This is a genomic window from Desulfovibrio faecalis (assembly GCF_053570625.1).
This window is the reverse complement of the sequence record NZ_JBRBQR010000001.1, coordinates 867,685-890,890: the sequence shown is the minus strand read 5'-3', so window position 1 is coordinate 890,890 and position 23,206 is coordinate 867,685. Positions and strand designations below refer to the sequence as shown.

The window sequence follows — 23,206 nt, the reverse complement described above, 5'->3', positions numbered from 1 at the left end:
TGGCGCAGACAAGACCACACGGCAAAAGCCGAAATTCCTATCCTGCAAGCGCTCCGGCGTGGTGCAGCCAGCCCCTGCGGGGCGGAGACCGCCATGAAAAACCGCATCAACATGGCCGCCGGAAGCGAACCGGCGGATATACTCATCACAAACGCCAGAGTTGTTGATGTTTTTTCCGGTCTGGTGCGGCAGGATTCCGTAGCCATCGGCGACGGCGTTTTTCTGGGGTTCGGCCAGCGCGAAGCCCGCGAAGTGGTGGACGCCCAGGGGGCCTATCTGCTGCCCGGCTTCATTGATGCCCACATTCATCTGGAATCCAGCATGGTCACTCCGGCGCGCTTTGCCGAAATGGCCCTGCCCCACGGCACCACATCCGTGGTGGCCGACCCGCACGAACTGGCTAATGTGTGCGGCACTGCGGCCTTGCGCTTCTTGCTTGCCAGCGCCCAGACCCTGCCCCTGAGCATCTTTCTGGCCTTGCCCTCGTGCGTTCCGGCCACGCCCTTTGAAGACAGCGGCGCTGTGCTGCAAGCCAAAGATCTGGCCCCCTTCATGGACGACCCGCACGTTGCCTCGCTGGGCGAAATGATGAACTACCCCGGCGTGCTCAGCGGCGATCCCGAAGTGCTGGAAAAGATTGCCCTGAGCCGTTCGCGGCGCAAGCCCGTTGACGGGCACGCCCCGGCCCTGCTGGGCAGGGAACTTGACGCCTATCTGTGCACAGGCATTGCCAATACGCACGAATGCACCACTGCTGAAGAATTTCACCAGAACCTCATGCGCGGCTGCCGCATCTTTTTGCGTGACGGCTCCGCAGCGCGCAACCTGCCTGCGCTGGCTCCACTGGTCACACCCGGCAACTGCCACCGCTGCGCCTTCTGCTGCGACGACCGTCACGCCTCCGAGCTGCTGACAGCGGGACATATGGATGAAGTGCTGCGCAAGGCCGTGGCTCTGGGCATGGATCCCGTCACCGCAGTGCGCATATGCACCCTCAATGCCGCCGAGGCCGAGGGACTGCAAGGCAAGGGGGCCATTGCCCCTGGCTATGACGCCGACTGCGTGCTGGTTGACGATCTGGCGTCCTTCAATGTGCGCATGACCTTTGCGGGCGGTCGACAGATCGCTGCGGAGGGCCGCATGCTCGCCCTGCTGGCGGATCCGCCACTGAACGACCTGACCAATACGGTGCGGCTTGCGCCCCTGCCGGATGATGTATTTGCGCTGCCCCTGCCATCGGGCCGTGCTCGGGTTATCCGCCTGCACCCCGGTTCGCTGGTGACGGATGCCGAAGAGCACGACGTCACCTGCACCAATGGACTTTTTGACGCCCGCCAGAACGATGGTCTGTGCAAACTGGCTGTTGTGGAACGCCACAAGGCCACCGGCAAGGTGGGCGTGGGCATTCTGGCCGGATACGGCCTGCGCAACGCGGCTGTGGCAACCTCAGTAAGCCACGACTCGCACAATATTGTGGTATGCGGCGACAACGATGCAGACATGCTGGCCGCCGTGTGCCGGGTTGCCGCCATGGGCGGCGGCATCGCCGTTGCGGGCGAAGGCCGGATTCTTGAGGAGCTGCCCCTGCCTGTGGCAGGGCTGATGACCCACGAAGCCCCGGAAACCGTGGTGCGCGCACTGGATGCCATCCACGGCCTGCTGCACGGGCACGGCATTCCGGTCAATGTTGCTCCGCTCATGGCCCTGAGCTTTATGGCCCTGCCTGTGATTCCCTCACTCAAGCTGACCGCGCGCGGTCTTTTTTCCGTTGCCGACTGGCGCTTTGTTTCAGTAGACGCGGCAGCGCGGCCCTGAAGCATTTTTTTTGACACCTGAGGGAAGCGCCCCTTGCGCGACCCTGAAGCAGCTAATAAAGGAACCTCATGATTCCCTTCGGTACGCTCGTCGTTTATGTAACCCCCAAGGGCCGCCGCTATGTCAAACGCCTCGTTGAAGGCCAGGATTGGCACAGCAACGATGGCACCCTTGTTTCCGCCGATGTGGCGCAGGCCGATCTAGGCTCTGTGGTCTACACCAACCAGAATGTTCCCATTCAGGTGATGGAAGCCACCCTGTACGATCGGCTCAAGGGGCTCAAACGCCAGACGCAGATCATCTACCCCAAGGATATCGCTTACATCTGCCTGCGCCTCGGCGCTGGGCCGGGGCGTACCATCATTGAGGCGGGGTGCGGTTCCGGCGGCCTGACCACGGGGCTTTCGTGGTTCTGCGGCCCCACTGGGCACGTGGTGAGCCATGAGGCCCGTGAGGAATTCATGAAGCTGGCGCGCCGCAACCTTGAGTGGGCTGGCGTGGGCGAAAATGTGGAACTGCACAACCGCGATGTGGCCGAAGGCTTTGCCGTGACCGGTGCGGATGCGCTCTTCCTTGATGTGCGCACCCCATGGGAATACCTCGACCATGCCCTGGCTGCGGTGCGCCCCGGTGCGAGCTTCGGCTTTTTGCTGCCCACGGTGGATCAGGTGAGCAAGCTGCTGCTGGGCTTAGAGCGCGGCCCCTTTGCCGATGTGGAAGTGTGCGAGATTCTTATTCGCCGCTGGAAGCCCGTGGCTGACCGCCTGCGCCCCGAAGACCGCATGACAGCCCACACGGGCTTTCTGGTCTTTGCCCGCCAGCAGAATCGTAGCGCGGATTTTGATTCGCGCAAGCCCATGGGCACGCGCGAGCGCAAGCAGGAAGCCGCCCGTCAGGCCCGCCTGGGCCTCACTGATGAAGCCCCTGAAGCTCTTGAAGGCGATATGGAATGAATCCCTGGGTAGCGCTCATTGCAGCGGGCTTGTGCGAGATCGGCTGGCCCCTCGGACTCAGGGCAGCACACCTAACAGCCTCCGGGCAAGAGTCGACCATTTTCTTCAGGCACTCACTGGGCGTTGCCATGATTATCGGCGGCGTTGTGCTGAAAGCAATGACGCCCTGATCCCGCACGTAGTGCATATAACGAAGGCCCGCCATTTGGCGGGCCTTCGTTTTTACTCTTCCCGGCATTGCCACGTGATGGATCGCCCCCACAAAAGCAGGAGCAGCACGCACACGCTGCAGAGCGCCAGAGCCGGAGCAAAGCCGCCCAAGTATTCGCGCACCACGCCCAGCAGCAGAATCAGGCCCACATTCACGCAGTTGGCAAGCATGGACATGAAGCCGATGCCCGTTGCCGTATGGCTGGCCCCAGCGGCCTCAATGGTCAGGGTAAAAACAGAAGCATAGGTGCCGCCGCAGCACACGGCCAAGGCAAAGGCGCAGGCCAGCAACATCCATGTGCTGCCCGCCAGAGCTAAAAGCAGATAAAAAAGCCCGATGCCGAGCACAAGGCCCACAAGCAGTTTCTGCTTGGGCACGGCGCGGCCAAGTTCACCGCCTGCAATCCGCGCCATTGTACCCGCCAGCAGCACAAGGCTTGTTGACAAGGCCCAGGCTTCTGCGTTGCTGCTGCCTGCAACGGCCCCAGAACTGGCGCTGTCTGCCAGCATCACGGAAAGCCAGTTGCCCAGAGCCGTTATGGTGCCGAAAGAAAATCCGTGGCAGCAACCGATAAACCACAGCCGCCTGTTGCGCGCCACCTGCCCCAGCACGCGCAGCACATTGCCCGCAGAGCTTGGTGTTGTTCCGGTTTCGCGGCGCAGCGGCGCAAGGGGCGGGCACAGGAGTGACGCCAACAAGGCCACGGACATAAGAGCACCCAGAATATAGGCTGCCGCCCAGCCGTTTTCGCCAAAATATGGGAGCACGATAAAGGGAACCATTGTCCCCAGGCTGAATGCCGCACCTTGCAAGCCTTGCGCCCGGCTCATGAAGTCCGGGGGACACAGTGTCTTGACGGCTGAAACCATTGAAAGAAACAGCAAGCCCGTAGCCAGCCCGATGAGCATGCGCATACACACGGCCAGAACCATGTTGTGCGGCAGGAGCAATGGCACAAAGCCCCCAACGGCGCACAGAAGAGCCGAGAGCGCCAGTGTGCGCAGTGTGCCCAGCCTGTCCACCACAAGGCCAGCAGGAACCTGCACCAGCGTGTGCGCCCAAAAGGGCGCGCTGAGAAAAACACCAAGCCCTGCGTAATTCAGGCTGAAAAGACTCCTGAACTGCTCCGCCACGGCAGATACGTTCAGAAACATAAAGCCCATGCCCAGACAGCCCAGAGCAGGAAGCCAGTAATAAACGGGAACCATGCTGTATCCTTGCCGCGAAACAGGTGCAGGCGGCTTTTGCCCGCAGCCAAACAGCTATTTCATGCGGTAACAGTTCTAAAAAAATAAGGTTGCGCCCCAATGGAACGCAACCGTGTGGATGTATACTTCTGGACGCTGATCCGCAATGCCTGAAACAGGGGCCTTGCCTAACGTGTAATCTTGAAAAAACGCAGACGCAGGGCGTTGGTAACTACGGAAACAGAAGACAGAGCCATGGCCGTGCCCGCCAGCATGGGCGAAAGCATAGGGCCGCCAAAAGCATGCAGCAGCCCTGCCGCCACAGGCAGGCCGAGCACGTTGTAGCCGAATGCCCAAAAGAGATTCTGGCGGATGTTGCGCATGGTCGCTCGCGAGAGCGCCAGAGCCGTGAGCACGGCCTCCATGCCGTCCCGCATGAGCACTATGTCGCCCGCCTCGGCGCTCACGTCCACTCCCGTGCCCACTGCCATGCCCACATTGGCGGCAGCCAAGGCCGGGGCATCGTTGATGCCGTCGCCCACCATGCCCACCACATGCCCTTCATCCTGCATCCGCCGCACATAGGCGGCCTTGTCTGCGGGCAGCAGCCCGGCGGCAATTTCCTCCACGCCAGCCAGAGCCGCCACGGCTTTTGCGGTGCGCTCATTGTCGCCCGTCAACATGACCACGCGCACGCCCATACCGCGCAGGGCCGCCACCACAGAAGCGGATTCGGGCCGCAGGGCGTCCGCAAGGGCCAGAATACCCGCAAGGCTTGTACTGCCATTGTTTTCAAGAGCCAGCAGCAGGGGCGTCTGCCCGGCCTCAGCCAGCAGGGCCAGCCTTTGATGCGCGTCTTCCGACACGACGAGCCCGCGCTCAGTCATGAAGGTTATGTTGCCCACGGCAAGGCCGTAGTCCACGCCATCCAGCTTCACCCGGCCCGAAATACCCATGCCGGGCGCTATCTGCACATCATCCACGGGCAGGGATGCGAGATTGCGCTCCCTTGCAGCGCCCACAAGGGCCAGTGCCAGCGGATGCTCGGAGCGCGCCTCCAATGAGGCGGCCATGCCCAGCAGCGCATTTTCGTCCATGCCAACGGGAGCATCCAGCAGGGTCATGCCTGTCATCACGGGTTTGCCCGTGGTGAGGGTGCCTGTTTTGTCCACGGCCAGCACGCTGATATGCCCGGCCTGCTCCAGGGCAGCGCCGTTCTTGATCAGCACGCCAAGCTGCGCGCCCCGTCCCGTGCCCACCATGATGGACATGGGCGTGGCAAGGCCCATGGCGCATGGGCAGGCCATGACCAGCACAGCCACAAAAATCGTCAGCGGCGTTGTAATGGGTTCAGAGCTGAACACAAGCCATGCAAGGGCCGCCACAAGGGCAATAAGCATGACGGCGGGCACAAAATAAAAACTTACCTTGTCGGCCAGTCTGGCGATGGGGGCCTTGCTGCCCTGTGCTTCGCGCACCAGCCGTATGATGCGGGCAAGGCGGGTGTTGCCGCCCACGGCGTCAGCCACAAATGTCAGCGAGCCTTCGCCGTTTACGCTGCCCGCCGCCAGCCTGTCCCCCGGTCCGATGGGTATCGGGATGGATTCACCCGTGAGCAGCGACAGATCAACAGCGCTTTTGCCGGTCAGCACGGTGCCGTCAACGGGCACGCGCCCCCCAGGCCGCAACAACAGATGATCGCCCACGCGTATCTGGGCCAGAGGCATTTCTTCCGGCGCGGCGGCGGTATCGTCAGGGTTGAGCCGCAAAGCAGTTTCCGGCGTCAGGCTCATGAGCGCGCCCATGGCGTCACCAGCGCGACGCTTGGCAACGGCCTCCAGATACTGCCCGAATTCGATCATGGTCAGCAGCACGGCGCAGGATTCATAATACAGGTTCATGGCGCGGGTCATGGGTTCGCTGCCAGCAAGCCCCAGCAGGGTGTTGCCAAGGCTGAACAAAAAAGCCGCGCCCGTGCCCACAGCCACAAGGCTGTCCATGGCCGGGGCCTTGCGCATGAGAGCCTTTATGCCGTCCACATAGAAATGACGCCCCAGCCATACCACGGGCATGGTGAGCACAAGCTGCGCCAGCATGAAGGCGCGTGGAGAAAGGTGCGGATCAAGCGCCTGCGGCAATGGCAGGCCGAGCATGTGTCCCATGGAGATAACCAGCAGAGGGGCGGCAAAGGCAACCATGGGCAGCAGACGGCTCAGGCGCGCCTTGATATCTGCCGCAGCTCTGGCCTTGCCTTCTTCAAACTGACGGGCGGCGTCATCGTCCGCAGCGGGAGCCGCGCTGAACCCTAAGGCGGCTACGCGTTCCATGATCTTTTGCTGCAAATCGCTGTCCTGCCCATCGCCAGGCCAAACTTCAGCACTGGCCGCAGCTAGGTTCACGCTGATTTTTTCCACCCCTTCCATGCGGCCCACTACCCGCTCAATACGTGAGGAGCAGGCGGCGCAGTGCATGCCGCTGATGTCAAAACGCAAAGGGCAGGCTTTATCCGTCGTTGTACTCATGGGTTCTCCACTTGTCATTCCGTATGGCGGCGAGTAAGCTGTAGATGAAAATGAAAACTCATTCCTGCATGGAGGATATGATGAAAACCCTGAAAGTCAATGGCATGCGTTGCGGCCACTGCAAGGCCGCTGTAGAAGAAGCTGCGGCAAAAATATCTGGCGTTGCCAATCCCCAGGTCAGCCTTGAGGATAAAGAACTGCGCTTTGAAGAAAGCGGGCCGCTGGATTTGCAGGCCTTGAAGACAGCCATCAGCAACATTGGGTTTGACCCTGAATAAGCTCTTGAATCTGTGATATGCGTCACAGAGCTGCACCTTTCGCGGCGCGCTGCCCGATTGCTGGCTTTCAAACCATGCACGGCAGCGCGCCCTTGTTTCATGCTGTCACCTGTGGTGTTTTTGCAGACGCCGCGCAGGCAAGGGCACGCAAAATTCCTCATGCCATCGCGCCGCTAGTTGCCGCAACATTACGCGTTCAGACCCCGTTCATCTTGCCGTTTTCTGCCGAATAGCGTAGTTCTTGGCAGGCAAATACGGTCACTGATCCCTTGCACCTTCAGCGCGAAACACCACAGGCATGCAAACACAAACCACACGCATCATCAGCATATTTTGGGCGGGCAAGGGCCGTTTTCAAGCCCTTCTGTTCTTTTTCCTGTGCTGTTTTTTGGTGGCTGCGCCGTCAGTGGCGGCACCCGGCAACTTCACGCTGGACTTTACAACCATCCGGCTGGGCGACGATGCGCTGGCGCAGGCCATCCCCGCAATTGTGCGCACTGAGGATAGTGTTGCTGCAAACGCCGGTACTGATGCCGCCGCGCAGCTGGCGACTCCTGCTTCGCCAGTGGTGCTGGTGGTTGGCGGCATTCAGGGTGACGAACCGGGAGGATTTTCTGCCGCGACCTTGCTGACCACGCACTACACCATCCGCAAAGGCGTGTTGTGGGTGGTGCCCAATCTCAATTTTCCCAGCATTATCAAAAGGTCACGCGGACTGCACGGCGACATGAACCGCAAGTTCGCCAAACTTGACGACCGCGACCCCGAATTTGGCACTGTTCGCCGTATTCAGGAACTCATAAGCCACCCCCGCGTGGCGCTGGTGCTCAACCTGCACGATGGCAGCGGTTATTACCGCCCCTCCTTTGAGGACAAGCTGCGCAACCCCAATCGCTGGGGGCAGTCTGTAATCATTGACCAGGAAGCGCTTGACGGCGTTTTCATGGGTTCACTGGGGAATGAAGCCCGGCAGGCCGCAGAATCGGCCAACAGCAAGCTGCTCTCTCCGCAACACGCCCTGCACGTGCACAATACCAAAACCGCCGAGGGCGATCACGAAATGGACAAAAGCCTTTCCTACTATGCCGTGCGGCAGGGAAAGGCTGCCTTTGGGCTGGAAGCCAGCAAGGAATTTCCTGTTGAAGTACGGGCATACTACCACCTGCTGATGGTGGAGTCGTTTCTTGCCCAGGCTGGAGTGGAATTTACACGCGGCTTTGCGCTTACGCCCGAGGGAGTCCGCGAAGCCCTGCTGGACAAACTTGACGTTACTTTTGCCGACAACAAGGTCTTTCTGCCGCTGGAAGATGTGCGCCCAGCCATCAATCTGCTGCCGCTCTCCAAGGATGCTCCAGCACAGGCTGTCACATCCAAGCCCATCATGGCAGTGCTGCCCTGCGCCAAGGGCGAGGAAGGCCAGTACTGCGTGCACTATGGCAACCGCATGATCACGCTTATCCGCCCCGACTGGCGCGAAATGGATCATAGCATTACAAGTATGAAGGTGCTGGCGGACGGACGCGAAACCGAAGCCCCCTTCGGGCAGGTGCTGGAAGTGACCAAAAGTCTGCTCGTGCAGCCGGCGGAAGGTTACCGCGTCAACGCCATTGGTTATGACAGCGGCCGCAAGGACGAAAGCGGCGAGACCATGACCCTCAAGGATTTTCAATCCCGCTTTTCCGTTGATCGTCAGGGCAGGCTGTATCGCGTTGAAGTGTACAAAGACCAGCGCTTCAGCGGCATGTTTCTGGTGCGTTTTGGTTCGGGCAGCAACCGCCTGACAAGCAAGGAAACTCCGTCCGTTCCCACGGACAGACTGCCCGACAAACCGGGGCAGGAATCAAATCTGGGGTTCTGAGCCGACCATGTCCAATCCTGAAATCTGCGTTGCAGGCGGCGGAAGCTGGGGCACAGCCCTGGCCCACCTGCTGGCAACAAACGGCTACAAGACCAGCCTCTGGCTGCGCGATGCCGCAGTGGCCGAGGCCGTGTGCAAACAACACGAAAACCCGCGCTATCTGCCAGGCTTTGCCCTGCACCCCAGCCTTGCAGCAACCACAGACCCTGCCGTTTTGGGCCGGGAAATCGTTGTGCTGGCAGTTCCCTGCCAGCAGTTGCGGGGCTGGCTTGCCGCCAACGCCCCCTTCTTCCGCCAAAAGGTGGTGCTGGTAAATGCCGCCAAGGGCATTGAAACCGCAAATCTCGCCACCTGCGCAGAGGTAACGGCGCAGAGTCTGGGGCATCTTGCACCCCGCTACGCGGCGCTTTCAGGGCCGTCTTTTGCGGCGGACGTTCTGCGCGGTCTGCCCACGGCTGTGGTTCTGGCTACGGCGGACGAAGCTCTGGGGCACCTGCTGCGACAGATATTTTCCGGCAGTGCCTTTCGCTGCTACTCCAGCACCGACGTGATGGGTGTTGAAATGGGCGGCGCGGTCAAAAATATCATGGCCATTGCAGCTGGCGTCTGCGACGGCCTCGGCCTTGGGCACAACAGCCGCGCGGCGCTCATTACCCGTGGGCTGGCAGAAATGAGCCGCCTGGGAGTTGCGAGAGGAGCCCATCCGCATACCTTCATGGGTCTTTCCGGCCTTGGCGATCTCACCCTCACCTGCACGGGCGACCTTTCGCGTAATCGCCAGGTAGGCCTGCGGCTGGGGCGCGGCGAAAAGCTTGAACATATCACGACCAGTCTTGGAATGGTGGCCGAAGGTGTTAAAACCACAGATGCCATTCACGAGCTTGCCCGCAGGCTTGAAGTTGAAGCGCCGCTTACGGACGCTGTGTACAGCATTCTGTATGAAGACAGCGACCCCCAAGAAGTGCTGCACAATCTTATGTCGCGCCGCCTGCGTGACGAATAACGCAGCGCACTCCACACCAGCATTACACCATTCCATGTAACATGCATTTTGCAGTGCAAAATGCATGTTTCCTTTTTTCTGATGCAGCAAATTCAGGAACCTCACGCCAGGCGAACGCCCGGGCCAAGGAGCGGTTTCTTCACCCGCTCCACCCCCTCTTTTTTCCTCTTCAAAAAATATTTTCCTTTTTTTTCGATGGCTCAAAATTTTATTTCACATTCCTTGTGCCCCTCACACACTGGTAAAATAAATCACAAAAAAGGTGACTGCGCGCAATGGAATTATTATCAATTTCAGCGCAATTTTAACACGATTTTTAGTTTTGTATTACTTCATTTTTTGCGCGACCATCACGAATTAGCGATAGTTCAAAAAATCACATTTCAACATGGCGTTGTCATTGAATTTCACAACATTGCACAATGCATTAGCGCTTTTTTGCACAATTTGTTTGTGTAACCAGTTAAATCAAGACTAACATACCGATTTCACAGCCTCCCAAAATCGCGCAAATAGCAAACCGTTTATTGCTCCCACCCTCACATTACCCATTTTGATACCATTTTTTGCAATCTACCTGTTCTTCTTGAAAGAGTTGTTGCTTGCAACGGTTTGGAAAGTGGGCTAAGCCAAAAAAACTTTTTAAGATCAATTTTTCACGACATGGTATGGTGGTGATACCACGATGCCATTTAGGAAGTGCGGCCCGGACTTGACCGGGTTGATCCGCCGGGTACATCCGAGAGACCCGCAAACCACGGGGCAAACTATGACGGAATCACTGTTTTCGGCAGGCGGCTTTCTTGTGCCGCTTCTCGTGGGCATGGCCCTTATGCTGTATGGCGCGGCGCAGTCCGTGCGGCAGCGCAACAATCCCCGCAGCCTGATCCTATGGGGTTCGCTGCATGATGCAGGCATTTTCTGCCTGGGTCTTGGAGCAAGCGGCGGTATCAACAGCACAGGCCTGTGGCTTTTTGTGCTGTTCCAGGCAGCCGCGCGGCTGCTGGCCTGGGCCGCCCTTTCACGGCTGACCCCCCCGGCGCTCAACGCACCGGTGCAGCTGCAGGATTTGCGCGCCACTGGCAAACGTCAACCCTGGACAGCAGCCTGCTTCGGCCTTGGCATGCTGGCTGCGGTGGGCGGTTCGCCCTTCCTGGTGCCTGAAGCCCGCATGTTCATCAGTTCTGGCATTCTGGGCAGCATGCCCGGCGCCATGGCGGCGCTCTTGTGCATGGCCCTCGCCACCACAGTTCTCATCTGGCTGCATGTGGAAGCAGTGCGCATTGTCGTACTGGACACCACAGGCGAAGAAACCCCGGCTTCATGGGCAGCGCCTTCCGGCAATGTTTTTGTGATGCTGGGCCTCGCGGTAGTTGTGGCGCTGTTGGGTCTGTTCAGAGGCCCCATCACCGAACTGTTCGCCTCTGCCTACAATGTGGCTGTACCGCATTCGGCAACGCACCCGGCATACTGGTGTTATTACGCCGGTGCGTTCCTGACCGGCATAGCATTCCTGGTAAAGTTTGACCGCGCGCCCCTGGTGGGCGTGGCCTTCTCCGCCCTGGCGCTGGCGACCACCATTGCCACCCCGGCGGGCCCAACGGCCAAGCTTTTCCTTGTTATGATCGCCGTTGTGGGTCTGGTCGTCAGCATATACTCGCTGAGCTACATCCATGAGCGTCAGGGCCGCTATTGGTTCTTCCTGCTGCTGACATTCGCATCGCTGGCGGGCATTGTCTCCGCTGCCGACTCGGCGACTATGTACGGCTACTGGGAACTCATGACCTTTGCCTCCTACTTCCTGGTGGTGCATGAGAACAATCGCAGCGCCTACGACGCCGGCCTCAAATATTATGTAATGTGCGCGGGCGGCGCGCTGTTCATGCTGCCCGGGCTCCTGCTGCTGGGCGATCCTTCGCTTTCGTTCGGGTTGATGCAGGGCGCGTTTGTGCTCTGCCTGGCTGGCTTTGGCGTGAAGATGGGCCTTGTGCCCCTGCACTCCTGGCTGCCTGACGCTCACCCCGCCGCGCCATCTTCTGTGTCTGGTCCTCTTTCGGGTATCATCACCAAGATGGGCGTGTTCGGCATAGTGGCCGTGCTGCTCATGCGGCCCATGATCATGGGCATGCCCGGTATGTTCGGCCTTTCCTGGCTGGGCACCGGTCTTGTGGCCATGGGCGCGGCAACCCTGATCTTTGGCGAGGTCATGGCTCTGCGCCAGGACGACATCAAACGCATGCTGGCCTATTCGACCCTCGGGCAGATTGGTGAAATCGCCCTGGTGCTCGGCGTAGGCACATGGCTTTCGACCACCGGCGCGCTGTGGCACATGCTCAACCACGCCATCATGAAAGACCTGCTCTTCCTTGGAGCCGGCGCTCTCATCATGCGCGCGGGCAGCCGCAAGCTTGCAGACCTGCGCGGCCTTGGCCGCCAGATGCCCGTGACCGTTGCCTGCATGGGCATCGGCCTTGTGAGCATCATGGGTCTGCCGCCTTTTGGCGCTTTCTACAGCAAGTTCCTGATGATTCAGGCGGCCACCACAGCCGGGCACATCTGGCTGGCGGCCCTGATTCTGGGCGGCTCGCTGGTGGGCCTGATCTACTACACGCGCATTCTGAAAACCCTTGTGTTTGAAGAACGCCCCGCCGACCTGCCCACCGTGACCGAAGCGCCGCGCAGCATGCAGATCGGCCTGATCATTCTGGCGGGCATTTGCGTTATCATGGGCCTTGCCCCGCAGCTCGCCATGAACCTTGTGGTGCCGGTGGCCTCCATGTGCTTCACGCCCAACCTCAACGACCCCGATGTGCTCCTGGCCATGAATGTGTCCTGGCCCATCTTCGTGGTTGTTCCTGTGTTTGGCGCCGTGCTGCCTGCCCTGTTCTACCGTGACCGCAAAAAGGCCGGATGGGCCAGCGTGGGCGTGATGCTGTTCACCGCGCTGCTGGTCATCCTGTTTGGCCGCGATCTGGATACGCTTTCCTTCTGCTTTGCCCTGCTGGTTCCTGTGCTTGGCGCGGTCAATATGGCCTACGCCCTTGGCTACATGGAACACAGCCACCGCCAGTGGCGCTTCTACTGCGCCTTTACCGCCATGTGCGGCGGCCTGGTCGGCATGGCCGCCAGCCAGTACATGCTGAGCTTCTTCCTGTTCTGGGAAATCATGAGCTCGTGGACGCTGTACCTGGCCATTGCCCATGAGGGCGATAAAGACTCGCTTCGCGAGGCGTTCAAATACTTTATCTTCAACGTGTTCGGCGCGGGCTTCATCTTCCTGGGCCTGTGCGTTGTGGGGCCGTTCACGCCTTTCAACGCCACCCTGCTCACGGGTGCCGCACCCTACATTCCCCACGGCGCGGCATGGCTCGGCATGGCCCTGCTGGCTGCCGGCTTCCTGATGAAGGCGGCCCAGCTGCCCTTCCGCATTGATTGGCAGATGCACCCGGCCCTGGCTCCCACGCCTGTTTCCGGCTACATCTCGTCCGTGCTGCTTAAGAGCGCCATTCTCGGCCTCATCAAGCTGTTCATGCTCATGGGCGGCGGCTTTATGCTGGCTGGCGTGCTGGGCGGCATGGAGCAGAACATCATCAGCACTGTTTCCATGTGGATCGGCGGCATCACCATCATCATGGCTGCCGTACAGGCCTTGCGCACCAACGTCATCAAGCTTGTGTTCATCTATTCCACGGTGAGCCAGCTTGGGTACATGGTGCTGGCGGTTGCCGCTGGCGGCGCGCTGGGTTACGCGGGCGGCATGCTGCACGTGATCAACCACGTGTTCTTCAAGGATCTGCTGTTCCTTGTGTGCGGCGCCGTCATGTTTGCCACCCACAGGGAAACGCTGGAAGACCTCGGTGGCATTGGTCGCCACATGCCCTTTACCCTTGTTATGTTCGCCATTGCCGGGCTTTCAGTTGTGGGCGTGCCGCCCACCAGCGGATTCTCGTCCAAATGGCTTATCTACCATGCCCTCATGGAAGCGGGCCAGCCCTTCCTGGCCTTGCTCTCCCTGATCGGCAGCGTGTTGACCATGGCCTACATTGCCAAGTTCCTGCATGCGGCCTTCCTGGGCCAGCCCTCGCCCAACCTGCACGAAGTGCATGAGGCCCCGCTGATCATGCGCGTGCCCATGGGCATTCTGGCTGCCGGTTGCGTGATCACGGGCGTGTTCCCCGGTCTGGCACTTGGTCCCATCAACAACGTATTGGCTGAATACGGCTTTATGCCGCTCAACGTGGGCCTGTCCGGCGTGCTTTCCGGCCCCGGCGCATGGAACGCCACAGGCATGTTCGTCATGATGGCCCTTGCATTTGCTGGCGGACGCTGGTTCGTGCTGCGCTTTACCCGCCTGCGCGAAATTGACGTCCACACCTGCGGTCTGCCGGTCGAAACGTCCACCAGCCGCATGAAGCCCTCCAGCATTTTCGGGGAAATCCTCGGCCTTATGGGCGGCAATAAGCCCGCCAAGGAGAACCGCTGATGAGCGACACCCTGCTTGCCATACTGCACATGTGCATCTTCCCCGGCGGGGCCTTTGCCCTGCTGGTGGCGATGTTCTTCAAAGGACTTGACCGCCGGGTCGAGGCGCGGCTGCAGCGCCGCGTCGGCCCCCCGCTGATCCAGCCCTGGCTTGACATTGCCAAGCTGCTGACCAAGGAAACCCTGATCCCCAAAACCGCCTGCCGTTCGGCCTTTTTGATGGCCCCGGTGTTCGGTTTCACGGGTATGGCCGTGTGCGCGGCCTTCATACCGATCCCCGGCGTGTTCAACGGCCTGTTCAACATGGGCGACCTGCTGGTGATCTTCTACCTGCTGCCCATCCCGGCCATGGCCATCATGCTGGGCGGCTCGGCCTCCAGTTCGCCCTACGGCGCTGTGGGCTTCTCGCGCGAAATGATGTTGATGCTGGCCTACGAAACGCCGCTGCTCATGATTCTGCTCTCTGTCGCCATGCTTACGGGCAAGGTGCTGAGCGGCGGAGCCTGGGGCGCGGAATTCTCGCTGCTCAAGATCGTCGCCATGCAGCAGCAGGTGGGTTCCTTCGGGTTCAACCCGACCATGATCCCCGCCTTGCTGGCCTATCTGATCTTCCTGCCCGGCACCATGGGCGTTGTGCCCTTTGATATCCCCGAGGCGGAAACTGAACTGATCGAAGGCCCACTGCTGGAATACGGCGGCCCCCTGCTGGCCTTGTTCCAGATCACGTCCGCGCTCAAGACCTTTGTAGTTTTGGGCCTGGGGGTTGCGCTTTTCTTCCCCGGCACCATATCTGACATATGGCTGGTGAATCTGGTCTGGTTCCTGCTCAAGTGCCTTGGGCTCATGCTGGTTTCGCTTACGCTGGTCAAGTCGGCCACAGGGCGCTTCCGCATTGACCAGGCCTTCCGTTTCTACATAACTGTGCCCACGGCGCTTGCGCTGTGCAGCCTTATACTGGTCTGGGTGATGTAAGGAGGCCGACGTGTCGCTGGATAACATGCTTAAAAAACTCTCCGTGCGGTCGCCGTGGCTTTTCCGCATCAACGCAGGCTCGTGCAACGGTTGCGACGTGGAACTGGCAACCACTGCCTGTATTCCGCGCTATGACGTGGAACGCCTGGGTTGCCGCTATTGCGGCAGCCCCCGCCATGCCGACATTGTGCTTGTAACAGGCCCTCTGACCACCAGGGTGCGTGACCGCGTGCTTAAAGTGTGGAACGAAATTCCCGAACCCAAGGTCACTGTGGCGGTGGGCATCTGCCCCATCTCGGGTGGCGTGTTCCGCGAAGGCTATTCCATTGAAGGCCCGCTTGACCGCTACATCCCGGTAGACGTCAACGTGCCCGGTTGCCCGCCTCGCCCGCAGGCCATTCTTGAGGCTGTGGTGCTGGCGCGTTCCATCTGGCTGAAAAAACTGGGCGTGGAGGAGTGATATGGCGGGCTTTCTGAAAGTTCTGTTCCGCAATTTGCTGGAAGGTCCAAGTACCGACCCCTTCCCCTTGGGCGAAACATTCACCCCCGAAAGGCTGCGCGGCAAGGCTGTTGTGGATCCCGACCTGTGCATGGGCTGCGGCATCTGCCGTCACTCGTGCGCAGCAGGGGCCATCAACATCTCGCCGCTGCCCGACCGCAAGGGTTTTACCATCACCATATGGCAAAACTCCTGCTGCCTGTGCGCCTCGTGCCGCCATTACTGCCCCACCGGGGCCATGAGCATCACGACCGACTGGCACACCGCGCATCCGGAATCGGAAAAATTCAACCGCATCGAACAGCAGACTGTTCGCTATGAACCCTGCGCCGGTTGCGGCGAACTTATGCGGCCCCTGCCCAAAAAGCTGGCCGAAAAGCTCTATGCCTATAATGATGAAATCGACAGGGATCTGACGCGCAGGCTCTGCCCCAAATGCCGCCAGCTTGAGGACGCCAAGCGCAATGCCTGCGTACTGCCCGCCGCCAGCGGCGATGCAGCGGCGACCAGCGTCACTTCTGCCGCTCCCACCAAGGATTAGCGGTTCATACCCGCGGAGAACATATGCAAGAGACAATTAACGGCAACGCCAAAGTCATCGAGGGGCTCTCAGCCCTGTGTACCGAAGACGACGCCGTACACCACAGCACGGACAGCTTCGGCAACGCTTTTCACTGGTTCAGGCTGGGTACGCCCCGCATGTTGCAGGATGCCGCCGCCATCATGAGCGAAGCCAAGGCGCGCCTGTGCATGACAACCGCTTACAACCGCCGCCAGCTCAGCGAACCCATGCAGGAAGTTTGCTACCACTTTGAGCTGGACGGTGTGGTCTACAACATGACCGTGACCCTTAACGGCGAGTGGCCCACCGTGCCCTCCATCACCCCCCTGTTCGCCAATGCCGACTGGCACGAACGGGAAATGATGGAACTCTACGGCATTCAGGTTACAGGCCACCCCAATCCCACGCGCCTGTTTCTGGATGAAGAGCTTGACGCAGGCATTCTCAACGAGGCCGTGCCCCTGTCCATCATGATGAACGGGGCCTGCACCACCGACCTCTGGGAACGCATTCTCAATGACAAGGAGCGCAACCATGAGTAACACCTTCACCATGCCTCTGGGCCCCGTACACGTGGCCCTTGAGGAGCCGGTATATTTCCACCTCACGGTGGAGGGTGAAACGGTTCGCCACGTGGAGCTGACCTCCGGTCACGTGCACCGCGGCATGGAATCCATGGCTACCCAGCGCAACCTCGTCAAGAACGTCACCCTTACCGAGCGCGTGTGCTCGCTCTGTTCCAACAGCCACTCCTTCACCTACAGCATGGTGGTGGAAAACGTGCTCGGCATCACCATTCCCGAGCGCGCCTGCTACCTGCGCGTGGTGGCCGAAGAAATCAAGCGCATTGCCTCACATCTGTTCAACACTGCCATTCAGGCGCATATCATCGGCTTCAAGTCGCTGTTCATGCACGTGATGGAAGTGCGTGAAATGATGCAGGACCTCAAGGAAACCGTTTACGGCAACCGCATGAACCTCGCGGCCAACTGCATCGGCGGCGTTAAGTACAACGTCACGCCCGATCTGTTGGATTACATGCTCAAGACCCTTGCCAAGGTTGAACCGCAGGTGGATGAAATCCGCGAGATCTACGCCACCAACGGTATGGTTCTTGGCCGCACCAAGGGCCTTGGCCTGCTGCCCAAGGAAGACGCCGTCAACCTTGGCGTGGTTGGCCCTGTGGCCCGTGGTTCCGGCGTTGCCATCGACGTGCGCAAGGATTCGCCTTACGCCGCCTACGGCAAGCTGAACTTCAACCCGGTTCTAGAGCATGGCTGCTGCGTGAACTCGCGTACAATGGTGCGGCTGCACGAGATATTTGAATCGTTCAGCCTCATCCGCCAGTGCATCGAAAGGATGCCCGAAGGCGAGGTCACGGCGCCCATGCGTCAGATCCGCACGGCAGAGGCCTGCGCCCGCACCGAGGCCCCGCGCGGCGAAGTGTTCTACTACATCCGCACCAACGGCACGGATATGCCCTCGCGCCTCAAGTGGCGTGTGCCTTCCTACATGAACTGGAAGGCCCTGGGCGTCATGATGCGTGACTGCAAGGTGGCCGATGTGGCGCTGATAACCAACAGCATCGACCCCTGCGTTTCCTGCACCGAGCGCTAGACATAACGGGTTGGAGAGTTTGATCCATGCATGAGGCAACGCTGGTTCAGGGACTGCTGAACATGGCCATCAAGGCCGTGGAAGACCACAATAAGGCGCATCCGGAGTCTCCGGTCAGCCGTATTGCGGAATTTCAGTGCGAACTGGGCCTGCTTGCCTGCGTGGAAGCGCAAACGCTCACCGCCTGCTTTGAACTGCTGGCGGAAGGAACCCTTGCAGAGGGCGCAAAGCTTACGCTTGCATGCGCGCCCCTGGCCTGTACCTGCAATCAGTGCGGACATGAATTCAGCCTGACGCAACGGCATTTCGTCTGCCCAAGTTGCGGCGGCGAAAACATCCACTTCAACGGGGGTCATGGGATGACGCTTATGGCCCTGCACGTTGCATCCGAGGAAACGGACCATGACTGAACATATCCAGGTCGTACCCGACAAATGCCGCGCCTGCCGCCGCTGTGAAGTGGCCTGCATTGCCGCCCACCACGGCATGAGCTTTAAAGAGGCCATGAAACACCGCGACGAACTGGTTTCGCGCGTACAGGTGGTCAAGGCCGAAGGCTTCAAGACCACCGTGCGTTGCCACCAGTGCGACCACGCGCCCTGCGCCAACGTGTGCCCCACCGGCGCATTGCAGCAGGATGCCGATGGCCGCATCATCATGCGCGTACAATACTGTGTTGCCTGTAAGATGTGCATCGCTGCATGCCCTTACGGCACCATCACCCTTGACACCATCGGCATGCCCTCCGTGGACGGCGACGATGGTGAAACCCTGGCTCAGCGCGCCCGCCGCGAAGTGGCCGTGCGCTGCGACATGTGCCGCGCATGGCGCATGGAAAACGGCAAGCGCATCACCGCCTGCATGGAAGCCTGCCCGGCCCACGCCCTTTCACTGGTGCTGGCCGACGGTTCAGTGGTGGAAGCCCCTGCGCCGGAAAAGAAGCCTGCCATTGAGGGCGCGCCGGAAAAACCCGCCGCTCCTGTGGCCGAACCCGGCCCCCGTGCATCCGTGACCGCTGCTGGTCGCGCACCTGAAGAAGCCAAGGCTGAGGAAGCCAAGGTTGAAGCCCCTGCCGCCCCTGTGGCGGAAGCGGCGGCTCCGGCACCTGCGGCAGAAACTCCCGCAGCGCCCAAGGCCGAAGAACCCAAGGTCGAAACGCCTGTGGAAGCTCCTGTCGAAGCCAAAGCCGCTCCGGTAGTGGAAGAAACTCCCGCGCCTGAAGTCAAGGCGGAGCCTGCGGCGGAAGCCCCGGCAACGGAACCCGTAGCCGCAGCAACACCGGTTGAAACCAAGCCCGAAGCTGCTCCGGCAGTGCCCAAGGCTGCGGCCTCCAAGCCTGCCAAGAGCAGCAAAAAGGCCACCAAGAAGGGCGGCAAGAAGTAAGCACTTCTGCCAATCCGCACATTCTGGCCTCGGCGCGGCAGTCGGATTATCCCGGCTTCTGTGCCGAGGCTTTGCGTTTTATGCTACAGCGCACCCTTTCCCGCAGATTGCAGTCTCTATAGCATTTTGGCTTGAAATGCTCGCTCGTGTCTGCCAAAAACCTGCCTGCTTGCATTTCTGGACAGGATTTTCAGGAACGTCCTTGCAGAGCAGTTAATTCATTTCATTCACCCTCTGTTCTAAAATCACCTTAATATACTGCATGTTACTTTAATACGGCCTGAGATTCGGCTTTGAATAGCGAGTTTTTGTGATCTCCATCACAGAATATCCCGGCCATTTCTGGTGTATTGCCTCTGTTGCTGACAACAGATCTTGCAGTCAGCCGATGGCGCTGAGGCGTTCCCTACAGACGTAAACGAAACTGCAATACCAGACTGCCGCGCCATGCAGCGGTCTGGGGGGAGACAAGATGGAAAACAGCGATCTGCAAACCATCCATGCTGCCTTGCAAACCGGCCCTTTTGCGGCCATGTCGGATACTGAACGCCAAAAGCTGGCGCTGCACGCCCGTGTGCAGCCATTCAGCCAGGGGGCGACACTATTTCGCGAAGGCGAAGCCACAGCCGATGCCATGCTGCTGCTCTCGGGCATGGTCAAACTGTGCCGTCACTCGGCTCAGGGCAAGGAATGTGTGCTACACCTTGTGCGTTGCGGCAGAATGCTGGACGCAGGGGTGCTTTTTTATGAAGAAGGCCTGCCCGCAACGGCCATCGGGGTGCAGAACGGCGTAGTTTTGCGGCTGGAACGCAAGGCACTGCTTGAAGCCCTGCGCAACGATGCGGCCCTTGGAGTAGCCATGCTGGCGGCCATGAGCCTGCGTCAGCGCCTGTTCATCAACAAAATTGCGGGATCGCAAGGCCGCATTTCCGTTTCGGGCCGGGTAGCGGCATGGCTGCTGCACAGGGCAAAAATGGAAAAAAGCGCCACCCTGAGCATGGGCGTTACCCAGGAAACCCTGGCCCGCCAGATGGGCATAAGCCGCGAGAGTCTGAGCCGGGAGCTCAGCGCCCTGGCATCAGCCGGACTCATTGACCGCGACCGCCGCCGCATCATTCTGCTCGATGCCAACGCCCTGCGCGAAAGGGCCGAGGCTTAGGGTGCTTCACAGGATACCGCTCTGTCGGCAGCAGGCGCAGCTTTGACCGGTATACAATGAAGGTGCATCCACTCAGGCTGCACCGACTTTATGAACGAGCGCTCGCCAGAGAGCGCTTTAAAGGCCTTGAGAAGGAAACTTCTCAAAACAGTTTTTCAGGATCAGCATGAACGCTTGCATTGTTTATTCTTCCTGCACGGGCAATACCCGTAAAGTGGCTGAGGCCTTGGCCGATACCTCGGGTCTTCCCTGCTTTCCCGTGCGCAACGCACCTGAGCCGGATGACTTCGATATGCTGGCCCTGGGCTTCTGGGTGCGCAAAGGCCTGCCTGATGCCCGCGCCCTGCGCTACATGGAGCGTGTACGCGGCAAGGACGTATTTTTTTTCGGCACGCTGGGCGCGTGGCCCCATTCAGACCACGCCCGCCGCTGCATGGCTGCAACACATGAAATTTTACAGGCTGGCGGCAATACGGTAGTTGATGGATTCTTGTGTCAGGGCCGGGTCAATCCGCAGGTGGTTGCCGCATCGCAGCGCAAGGGCGGGCATCCCCTGAGCCCCGAGCGGCTGGCCCGTCTGCGCGAGGCAGCACGCCACCCGGACGCGACAGATCTTGCGGCGGCGCGCCTGCACTGGCAACGTAGCCTGCAAAAACAAACTGCCAGTTTTTCTGTGACGCCAACCCCCTGCATTGCCGCAGACATTTTATCCATGCCGGAATCCATCGGCAGCAATACCTCGCTGTAACCAGCCAGCAGGCCAGTATCAGGAGCTGCAAATGCGCAAACAGAACCGCGAATGCCTTGACCCGGCATTTTTTGACGAAGTTTTTTCCACTGCTGAAGACCTCTGCCTTGCCATGCACGATGGGGAATTTCCCTATGTCATTCCGCTTAACTTCGTGCGCCAGGGCAACTGCATCTATATCCACTGCGCCCTTGAAGGGCACAAGCTGGACTGTATCCGCCGCAATCCCAATGTGGCCTTTACCCTTTGCGCGGATGTGACCATTCACAGGGAAAAATCCACGACCTATTACAAATCGCTGTGCGGCACTGGCCGCGCCGTGATTGTGGATGACCCGGCGGAAAAGGGCCTCGCCCTTGATGCCCTGGCAGGGCGCTACGCCGCCCTTTGCCCCACGCCCACGCCGGCTGCCGCCCTTGCCCGCACAGGCGTGGTACGCATTGACATTGTGGATCTGGTGGGCAAGCGCAAACTGCCCAAGTAAACGCCTCACCCCATGCACGGCGGCGCGTAGTAGCGCCACAACATGCCGAGTGTAAAGGAAGTCTGACATGCGCGGAGCTTCCCGCCTTATCCCCTTGCCTTCTTTTCTGGCTCTGCTGACTGCCGGAGCGCACTTCTGGCGCAGCGGTCAGCCCGGCCTGGCTGCCACCTGCCTTGCACTGGCCCTGCTTGCCTGGGGCCGCGCCGCATGGGTGCGCCTGCTGCTCCTGCTGGTGCTGCCCCTGCTGGCTGGCCGCTGGATATGGGCTGCGGCCCAGTTTGTACAAATGCGCATGTTCATGGGCGAACCGTGGCACAGGCTGGCTGTTATCCTGCTGAGCGTGGCCCTGCTGACGGCGCTTGCCGCCCTGCCCCTGCTGCGCGAATCCGCACGACAACGCTACCACAAGGGCGACACGGGCGCGCGCACCCAACTGACCGCCCTGTTCCTTTGCCTTGGTCTGTTGCTGCCGGTCTGGCTTATGAAGCCGCAACTGCTCGTTCTGGAACGGTTCTTCCCCCAATGGGGATCACTGCAACTTGCGCTGGCGGGCATCTGGGCGGCCTGCGCAGCCGGATGGCTGAGCGGCAAAAAGGTTCCGCAGGTCAGAATGCGCCTGTGGCGGCTCTTTTCACTTGTCTTTTTTGCTCAGCTTGTTCTCGGACTGGCACTGGAAAGCCGTTTTCTGCTCAGCGGGCAACTGCATCTGCCTGTACCAGGGCTGATAGCCGCCGCGCCCATATATCGCGGCGGAGGCTGGTTCATGCTGGGCCTGTTCACTTTTTCCACCCTGATTGCGGGCGCGGCATGGTGCAGCCATCTTTGCTACTTTGGTGTGTGGGATGCCAGCGCCGCAAAGTCCCGCGCCGGCGGCCCGCACGGATTATCTGTGATAAAAAATTCCGGCTCCGGCAACCTGGCTCCATCCATTCCCCGCCGCGCTCCCAGGTGGTTGCCATATCTGCGGCTCGCCATGCTGGGCCTGACCCTTGCCGTTCCCCTGCTCTTGCGTTTCTCGGGCGCGCCGCTGGAGGCGGCCCTTGCCTGCGGCCTCTTGCTGGGCCTGCTGGCTGTACCGGCTTCCCTGCTGGTCAGCCGCAAGGCCGGATACGCCGCCTACTGCCGGGGCCTCTGCCCGCTAGGGCTGCTGGCAAAGTGGATTGGGCGCATTGCGCCCTGGCGCGTGCGCCGCACAGGCTCCTGCCGCCGCTGCATGGCCTGCGTGCGTGTATGCCGTCAGGACGCCATGGGCGACCCCATGACGACATCAGGCCCCAATGAGGACTGCAATCTGTGCCGCGACTGCGTGGCCGTATGTCCGCAAAGGGCGCTCTCCATAACCTGCTACGGCATGCACGGAACGCAAACCTGGGCAGGCCCAACGCTCATTGCCCTGCTTGCTGCCCTGCACGCGGCCTTTCTTGCCATGGCCCGTATATAGACAGCCAGTTCATTCAACCAGGGAAGCACGGC

The 23,206-nt window shown here is 60.3% G+C and carries 19 protein-coding genes; 17 read left to right on the top strand and 2 right to left on the bottom strand.

Translation table 11 applies throughout. From position 1 onward, the window contains the following. The first annotated feature begins 93 nt into the window (after positions 1–93). Positions 94–1,815 (top strand): adenine deaminase, encoded by a 1,722-nt coding sequence (gene ade, locus ACUZ79_RS03925; RefSeq protein ID WP_449250757.1) that lies wholly within the window; start codon positions 94–96, stop codon positions 1,813–1,815. Positions 1,816–1,883: 68 nt separating this feature from the next. Continuing rightward, positions 1,884–2,768, top strand: coding sequence for a tRNA (adenine-N1)-methyltransferase (locus ACUZ79_RS03920; RefSeq protein WP_240823654.1), 885 nt, complete (start codon positions 1,884–1,886; stop codon positions 2,766–2,768). Positions 2,769–2,990: 222 nt separating this feature from the next. Here ACUZ79_RS03920 and ACUZ79_RS03915 read toward each other — a convergent pair whose 3' ends face one another. Together ACUZ79_RS03915 and ACUZ79_RS03910 are read right to left on the bottom strand one after the other, a co-directional pair. Continuing rightward, the gene (locus ACUZ79_RS03915) at positions 2,991–4,187 is read right to left on the bottom strand and encodes an MFS transporter (protein WP_449250756.1); all 1,197 of its coding nucleotides are present in this window, start codon (positions 4,185–4,187) and stop codon (positions 2,991–2,993) included. A 167-nt stretch (positions 4,188–4,354) separates the two neighbouring features. Beyond that, entirely contained in the window at positions 4,355–6,688 is a 2,334-nt protein-coding gene (locus ACUZ79_RS03910) for a heavy metal translocating P-type ATPase (RefSeq protein ID WP_449250755.1), read from the bottom strand. Between the two features lie 80 nt (positions 6,689–6,768). On the opposite strand from ACUZ79_RS03910, the gene ACUZ79_RS03905 reads away from it, so the two are divergent. The 15 genes from ACUZ79_RS03905 (at position 6,769) to ACUZ79_RS03835 (ending at position 23,174) form a co-directional block, all read left to right on the top strand. Next, a complete protein-coding gene (locus ACUZ79_RS03905; RefSeq protein WP_449250754.1) occupies positions 6,769–6,966 on the top strand; it encodes a heavy-metal-associated domain-containing protein in 198 nt (65 codons plus the stop codon). Between the two features lie 298 nt (positions 6,967–7,264). Further along, positions 7,265–8,824 carry a M99 family carboxypeptidase catalytic domain-containing protein gene (locus tag ACUZ79_RS03900; protein WP_240823650.1) on the top strand — a complete coding sequence of 520 codons (1,560 nt, stop codon included), beginning with the start codon at positions 7,265–7,267 and terminating at the stop codon, positions 8,822–8,824. A gap of 7 nt (positions 8,825–8,831) precedes the next feature. After that, positions 8,832–9,827 carry an NAD(P)H-dependent glycerol-3-phosphate dehydrogenase gene (locus ACUZ79_RS03895; protein ID WP_449250753.1) on the top strand — a complete coding sequence of 332 codons (996 nt, stop codon included), beginning with the start codon at positions 8,832–8,834 and terminating at the stop codon, positions 9,825–9,827. 769 nt (positions 9,828–10,596) lie between these two features. Continuing rightward, the gene (locus ACUZ79_RS03890) at positions 10,597–14,310 is read left to right on the top strand and encodes a complex I subunit 5 family protein (RefSeq protein WP_240823647.1); all 3,714 of its coding nucleotides are present in this window, start codon (positions 10,597–10,599) and stop codon (positions 14,308–14,310) included. Next, complete coding sequence (locus ACUZ79_RS03885; protein ID WP_192112241.1) at positions 14,310–15,281, top strand: respiratory chain complex I subunit 1 family protein; 972 nt, start codon at positions 14,310–14,312, stop codon at positions 15,279–15,281. The genes ACUZ79_RS03890 and ACUZ79_RS03885 overlap by 1 nt, the downstream gene beginning before the upstream one ends. A 25-nt stretch (positions 15,282–15,306) precedes the next feature. After that, positions 15,307–15,741, top strand: coding sequence for an NADH-quinone oxidoreductase subunit B family protein (locus ACUZ79_RS03880; protein WP_034604940.1), 435 nt, complete (start codon positions 15,307–15,309; stop codon positions 15,739–15,741). 1 nt (position 15,742) lies between these two features. Next, on the top strand, positions 15,743–16,321 hold the full coding sequence (locus tag ACUZ79_RS03875) for a 4Fe-4S dicluster domain-containing protein (RefSeq protein WP_240823646.1): 579 nt from the start codon (positions 15,743–15,745) through the stop codon (positions 16,319–16,321). Positions 16,322–16,344: 23 nt separating this feature from the next. After that, positions 16,345–16,884, top strand: a complete 540-nt coding sequence (locus tag ACUZ79_RS03870; protein WP_022657683.1) for an NADH-quinone oxidoreductase subunit C — start codon at positions 16,345–16,347, stop codon at positions 16,882–16,884. After that, positions 16,877–17,959: a hydrogenase large subunit gene (locus tag ACUZ79_RS03865; protein WP_449250752.1), complete on the top strand. Its 1,083-nt coding sequence runs from the start codon at positions 16,877–16,879 to the stop codon at positions 17,957–17,959. The genes ACUZ79_RS03870 and ACUZ79_RS03865 overlap by 8 nt, the downstream gene beginning before the upstream one ends. A gap of 26 nt (positions 17,960–17,985) precedes the next feature. Beyond that, entirely contained in the window at positions 17,986–18,369 is a 384-nt protein-coding gene (locus ACUZ79_RS03860; protein ID WP_022657681.1) for a hydrogenase maturation nickel metallochaperone HypA/HybF, read from the top strand. Beyond that, a complete protein-coding gene (locus ACUZ79_RS03855) occupies positions 18,362–19,342 on the top strand; it encodes a 4Fe-4S dicluster domain-containing protein (protein WP_449250751.1) in 981 nt (326 codons plus the stop codon). The genes ACUZ79_RS03860 and ACUZ79_RS03855 overlap by 8 nt, the downstream gene beginning before the upstream one ends. A gap of 472 nt (positions 19,343–19,814) precedes the next feature. Beyond that, on the top strand, positions 19,815–20,501 hold the full coding sequence (locus tag ACUZ79_RS03850; protein ID WP_240823643.1) for a Crp/Fnr family transcriptional regulator: 687 nt from the start codon (positions 19,815–19,817) through the stop codon (positions 20,499–20,501). A gap of 166 nt (positions 20,502–20,667) precedes the next feature. Further along, on the top strand, positions 20,668–21,249 hold the full coding sequence (locus tag ACUZ79_RS03845; protein ID WP_449250750.1) for a flavodoxin family protein: 582 nt from the start codon (positions 20,668–20,670) through the stop codon (positions 21,247–21,249). 31 nt (positions 21,250–21,280) lie between these two features. After that, positions 21,281–21,733 (top strand): pyridoxamine 5'-phosphate oxidase family protein, encoded by a 453-nt coding sequence (locus ACUZ79_RS03840; RefSeq protein ID WP_449250749.1) that lies wholly within the window; start codon positions 21,281–21,283, stop codon positions 21,731–21,733. Positions 21,734–21,800: 67 nt separating this feature from the next. Continuing rightward, entirely contained in the window at positions 21,801–23,174 is a 1,374-nt protein-coding gene (locus ACUZ79_RS03835) for a 4Fe-4S binding protein (RefSeq protein WP_449250748.1), read from the top strand. Positions 23,175–23,206: the final 32 nt, after the last annotated feature.

Coding starts and splice junctions, on each gene's coding strand:
- ACUZ79_RS03860 (WP_022657681.1), top strand. CDS start 17,986: ATGCATGAGGCAACGCTGGTTCAGGGACTGCTGAACATGGCCATCAAG.
- ACUZ79_RS03845 (WP_449250750.1), top strand. CDS start 20,668: ATGAACGCTTGCATTGTTTATTCTTCCTGCACGGGCAATACCCGTAAA.
- ACUZ79_RS03870 (WP_022657683.1), top strand. CDS start 16,345: ATGCAAGAGACAATTAACGGCAACGCCAAAGTCATCGAGGGGCTCTCA.
- ACUZ79_RS03910 (WP_449250755.1), bottom strand. CDS start 6,688: ATGAGTACAACGACGGATAAAGCCTGCCCTTTGCGTTTTGACATCAGC.
- ACUZ79_RS03850 (WP_240823643.1), top strand. CDS start 19,815: ATGGAAAACAGCGATCTGCAAACCATCCATGCTGCCTTGCAAACCGGC.
- ACUZ79_RS03900 (WP_240823650.1), top strand. CDS start 7,265: ATGCAAACACAAACCACACGCATCATCAGCATATTTTGGGCGGGCAAG.
- ACUZ79_RS03875 (WP_240823646.1), top strand. CDS start 15,743: ATGGCGGGCTTTCTGAAAGTTCTGTTCCGCAATTTGCTGGAAGGTCCA.
- ACUZ79_RS03915 (WP_449250756.1), bottom strand. CDS start 4,187: ATGGTTCCCGTTTATTACTGGCTTCCTGCTCTGGGCTGTCTGGGCATG.
- ACUZ79_RS03885 (WP_192112241.1), top strand. CDS start 14,310: ATGAGCGACACCCTGCTTGCCATACTGCACATGTGCATCTTCCCCGGC.
- ade (WP_449250757.1), top strand. CDS start 94: ATGAAAAACCGCATCAACATGGCCGCCGGAAGCGAACCGGCGGATATA.
- ACUZ79_RS03905 (WP_449250754.1), top strand. CDS start 6,769: ATGAAAACCCTGAAAGTCAATGGCATGCGTTGCGGCCACTGCAAGGCC.
- ACUZ79_RS03890 (WP_240823647.1), top strand. CDS start 10,597: ATGACGGAATCACTGTTTTCGGCAGGCGGCTTTCTTGTGCCGCTTCTC.
- ACUZ79_RS03840 (WP_449250749.1), top strand. CDS start 21,281: ATGCGCAAACAGAACCGCGAATGCCTTGACCCGGCATTTTTTGACGAA.
- ACUZ79_RS03920 (WP_240823654.1), top strand. CDS start 1,884: ATGATTCCCTTCGGTACGCTCGTCGTTTATGTAACCCCCAAGGGCCGC.
- ACUZ79_RS03855 (WP_449250751.1), top strand. CDS start 18,362: ATGACTGAACATATCCAGGTCGTACCCGACAAATGCCGCGCCTGCCGC.
- ACUZ79_RS03895 (WP_449250753.1), top strand. CDS start 8,832: ATGTCCAATCCTGAAATCTGCGTTGCAGGCGGCGGAAGCTGGGGCACA.
- ACUZ79_RS03835 (WP_449250748.1), top strand. CDS start 21,801: ATGCGCGGAGCTTCCCGCCTTATCCCCTTGCCTTCTTTTCTGGCTCTG.
- ACUZ79_RS03880 (WP_034604940.1), top strand. CDS start 15,307: ATGCTTAAAAAACTCTCCGTGCGGTCGCCGTGGCTTTTCCGCATCAAC.
- ACUZ79_RS03865 (WP_449250752.1), top strand. CDS start 16,877: ATGAGTAACACCTTCACCATGCCTCTGGGCCCCGTACACGTGGCCCTT.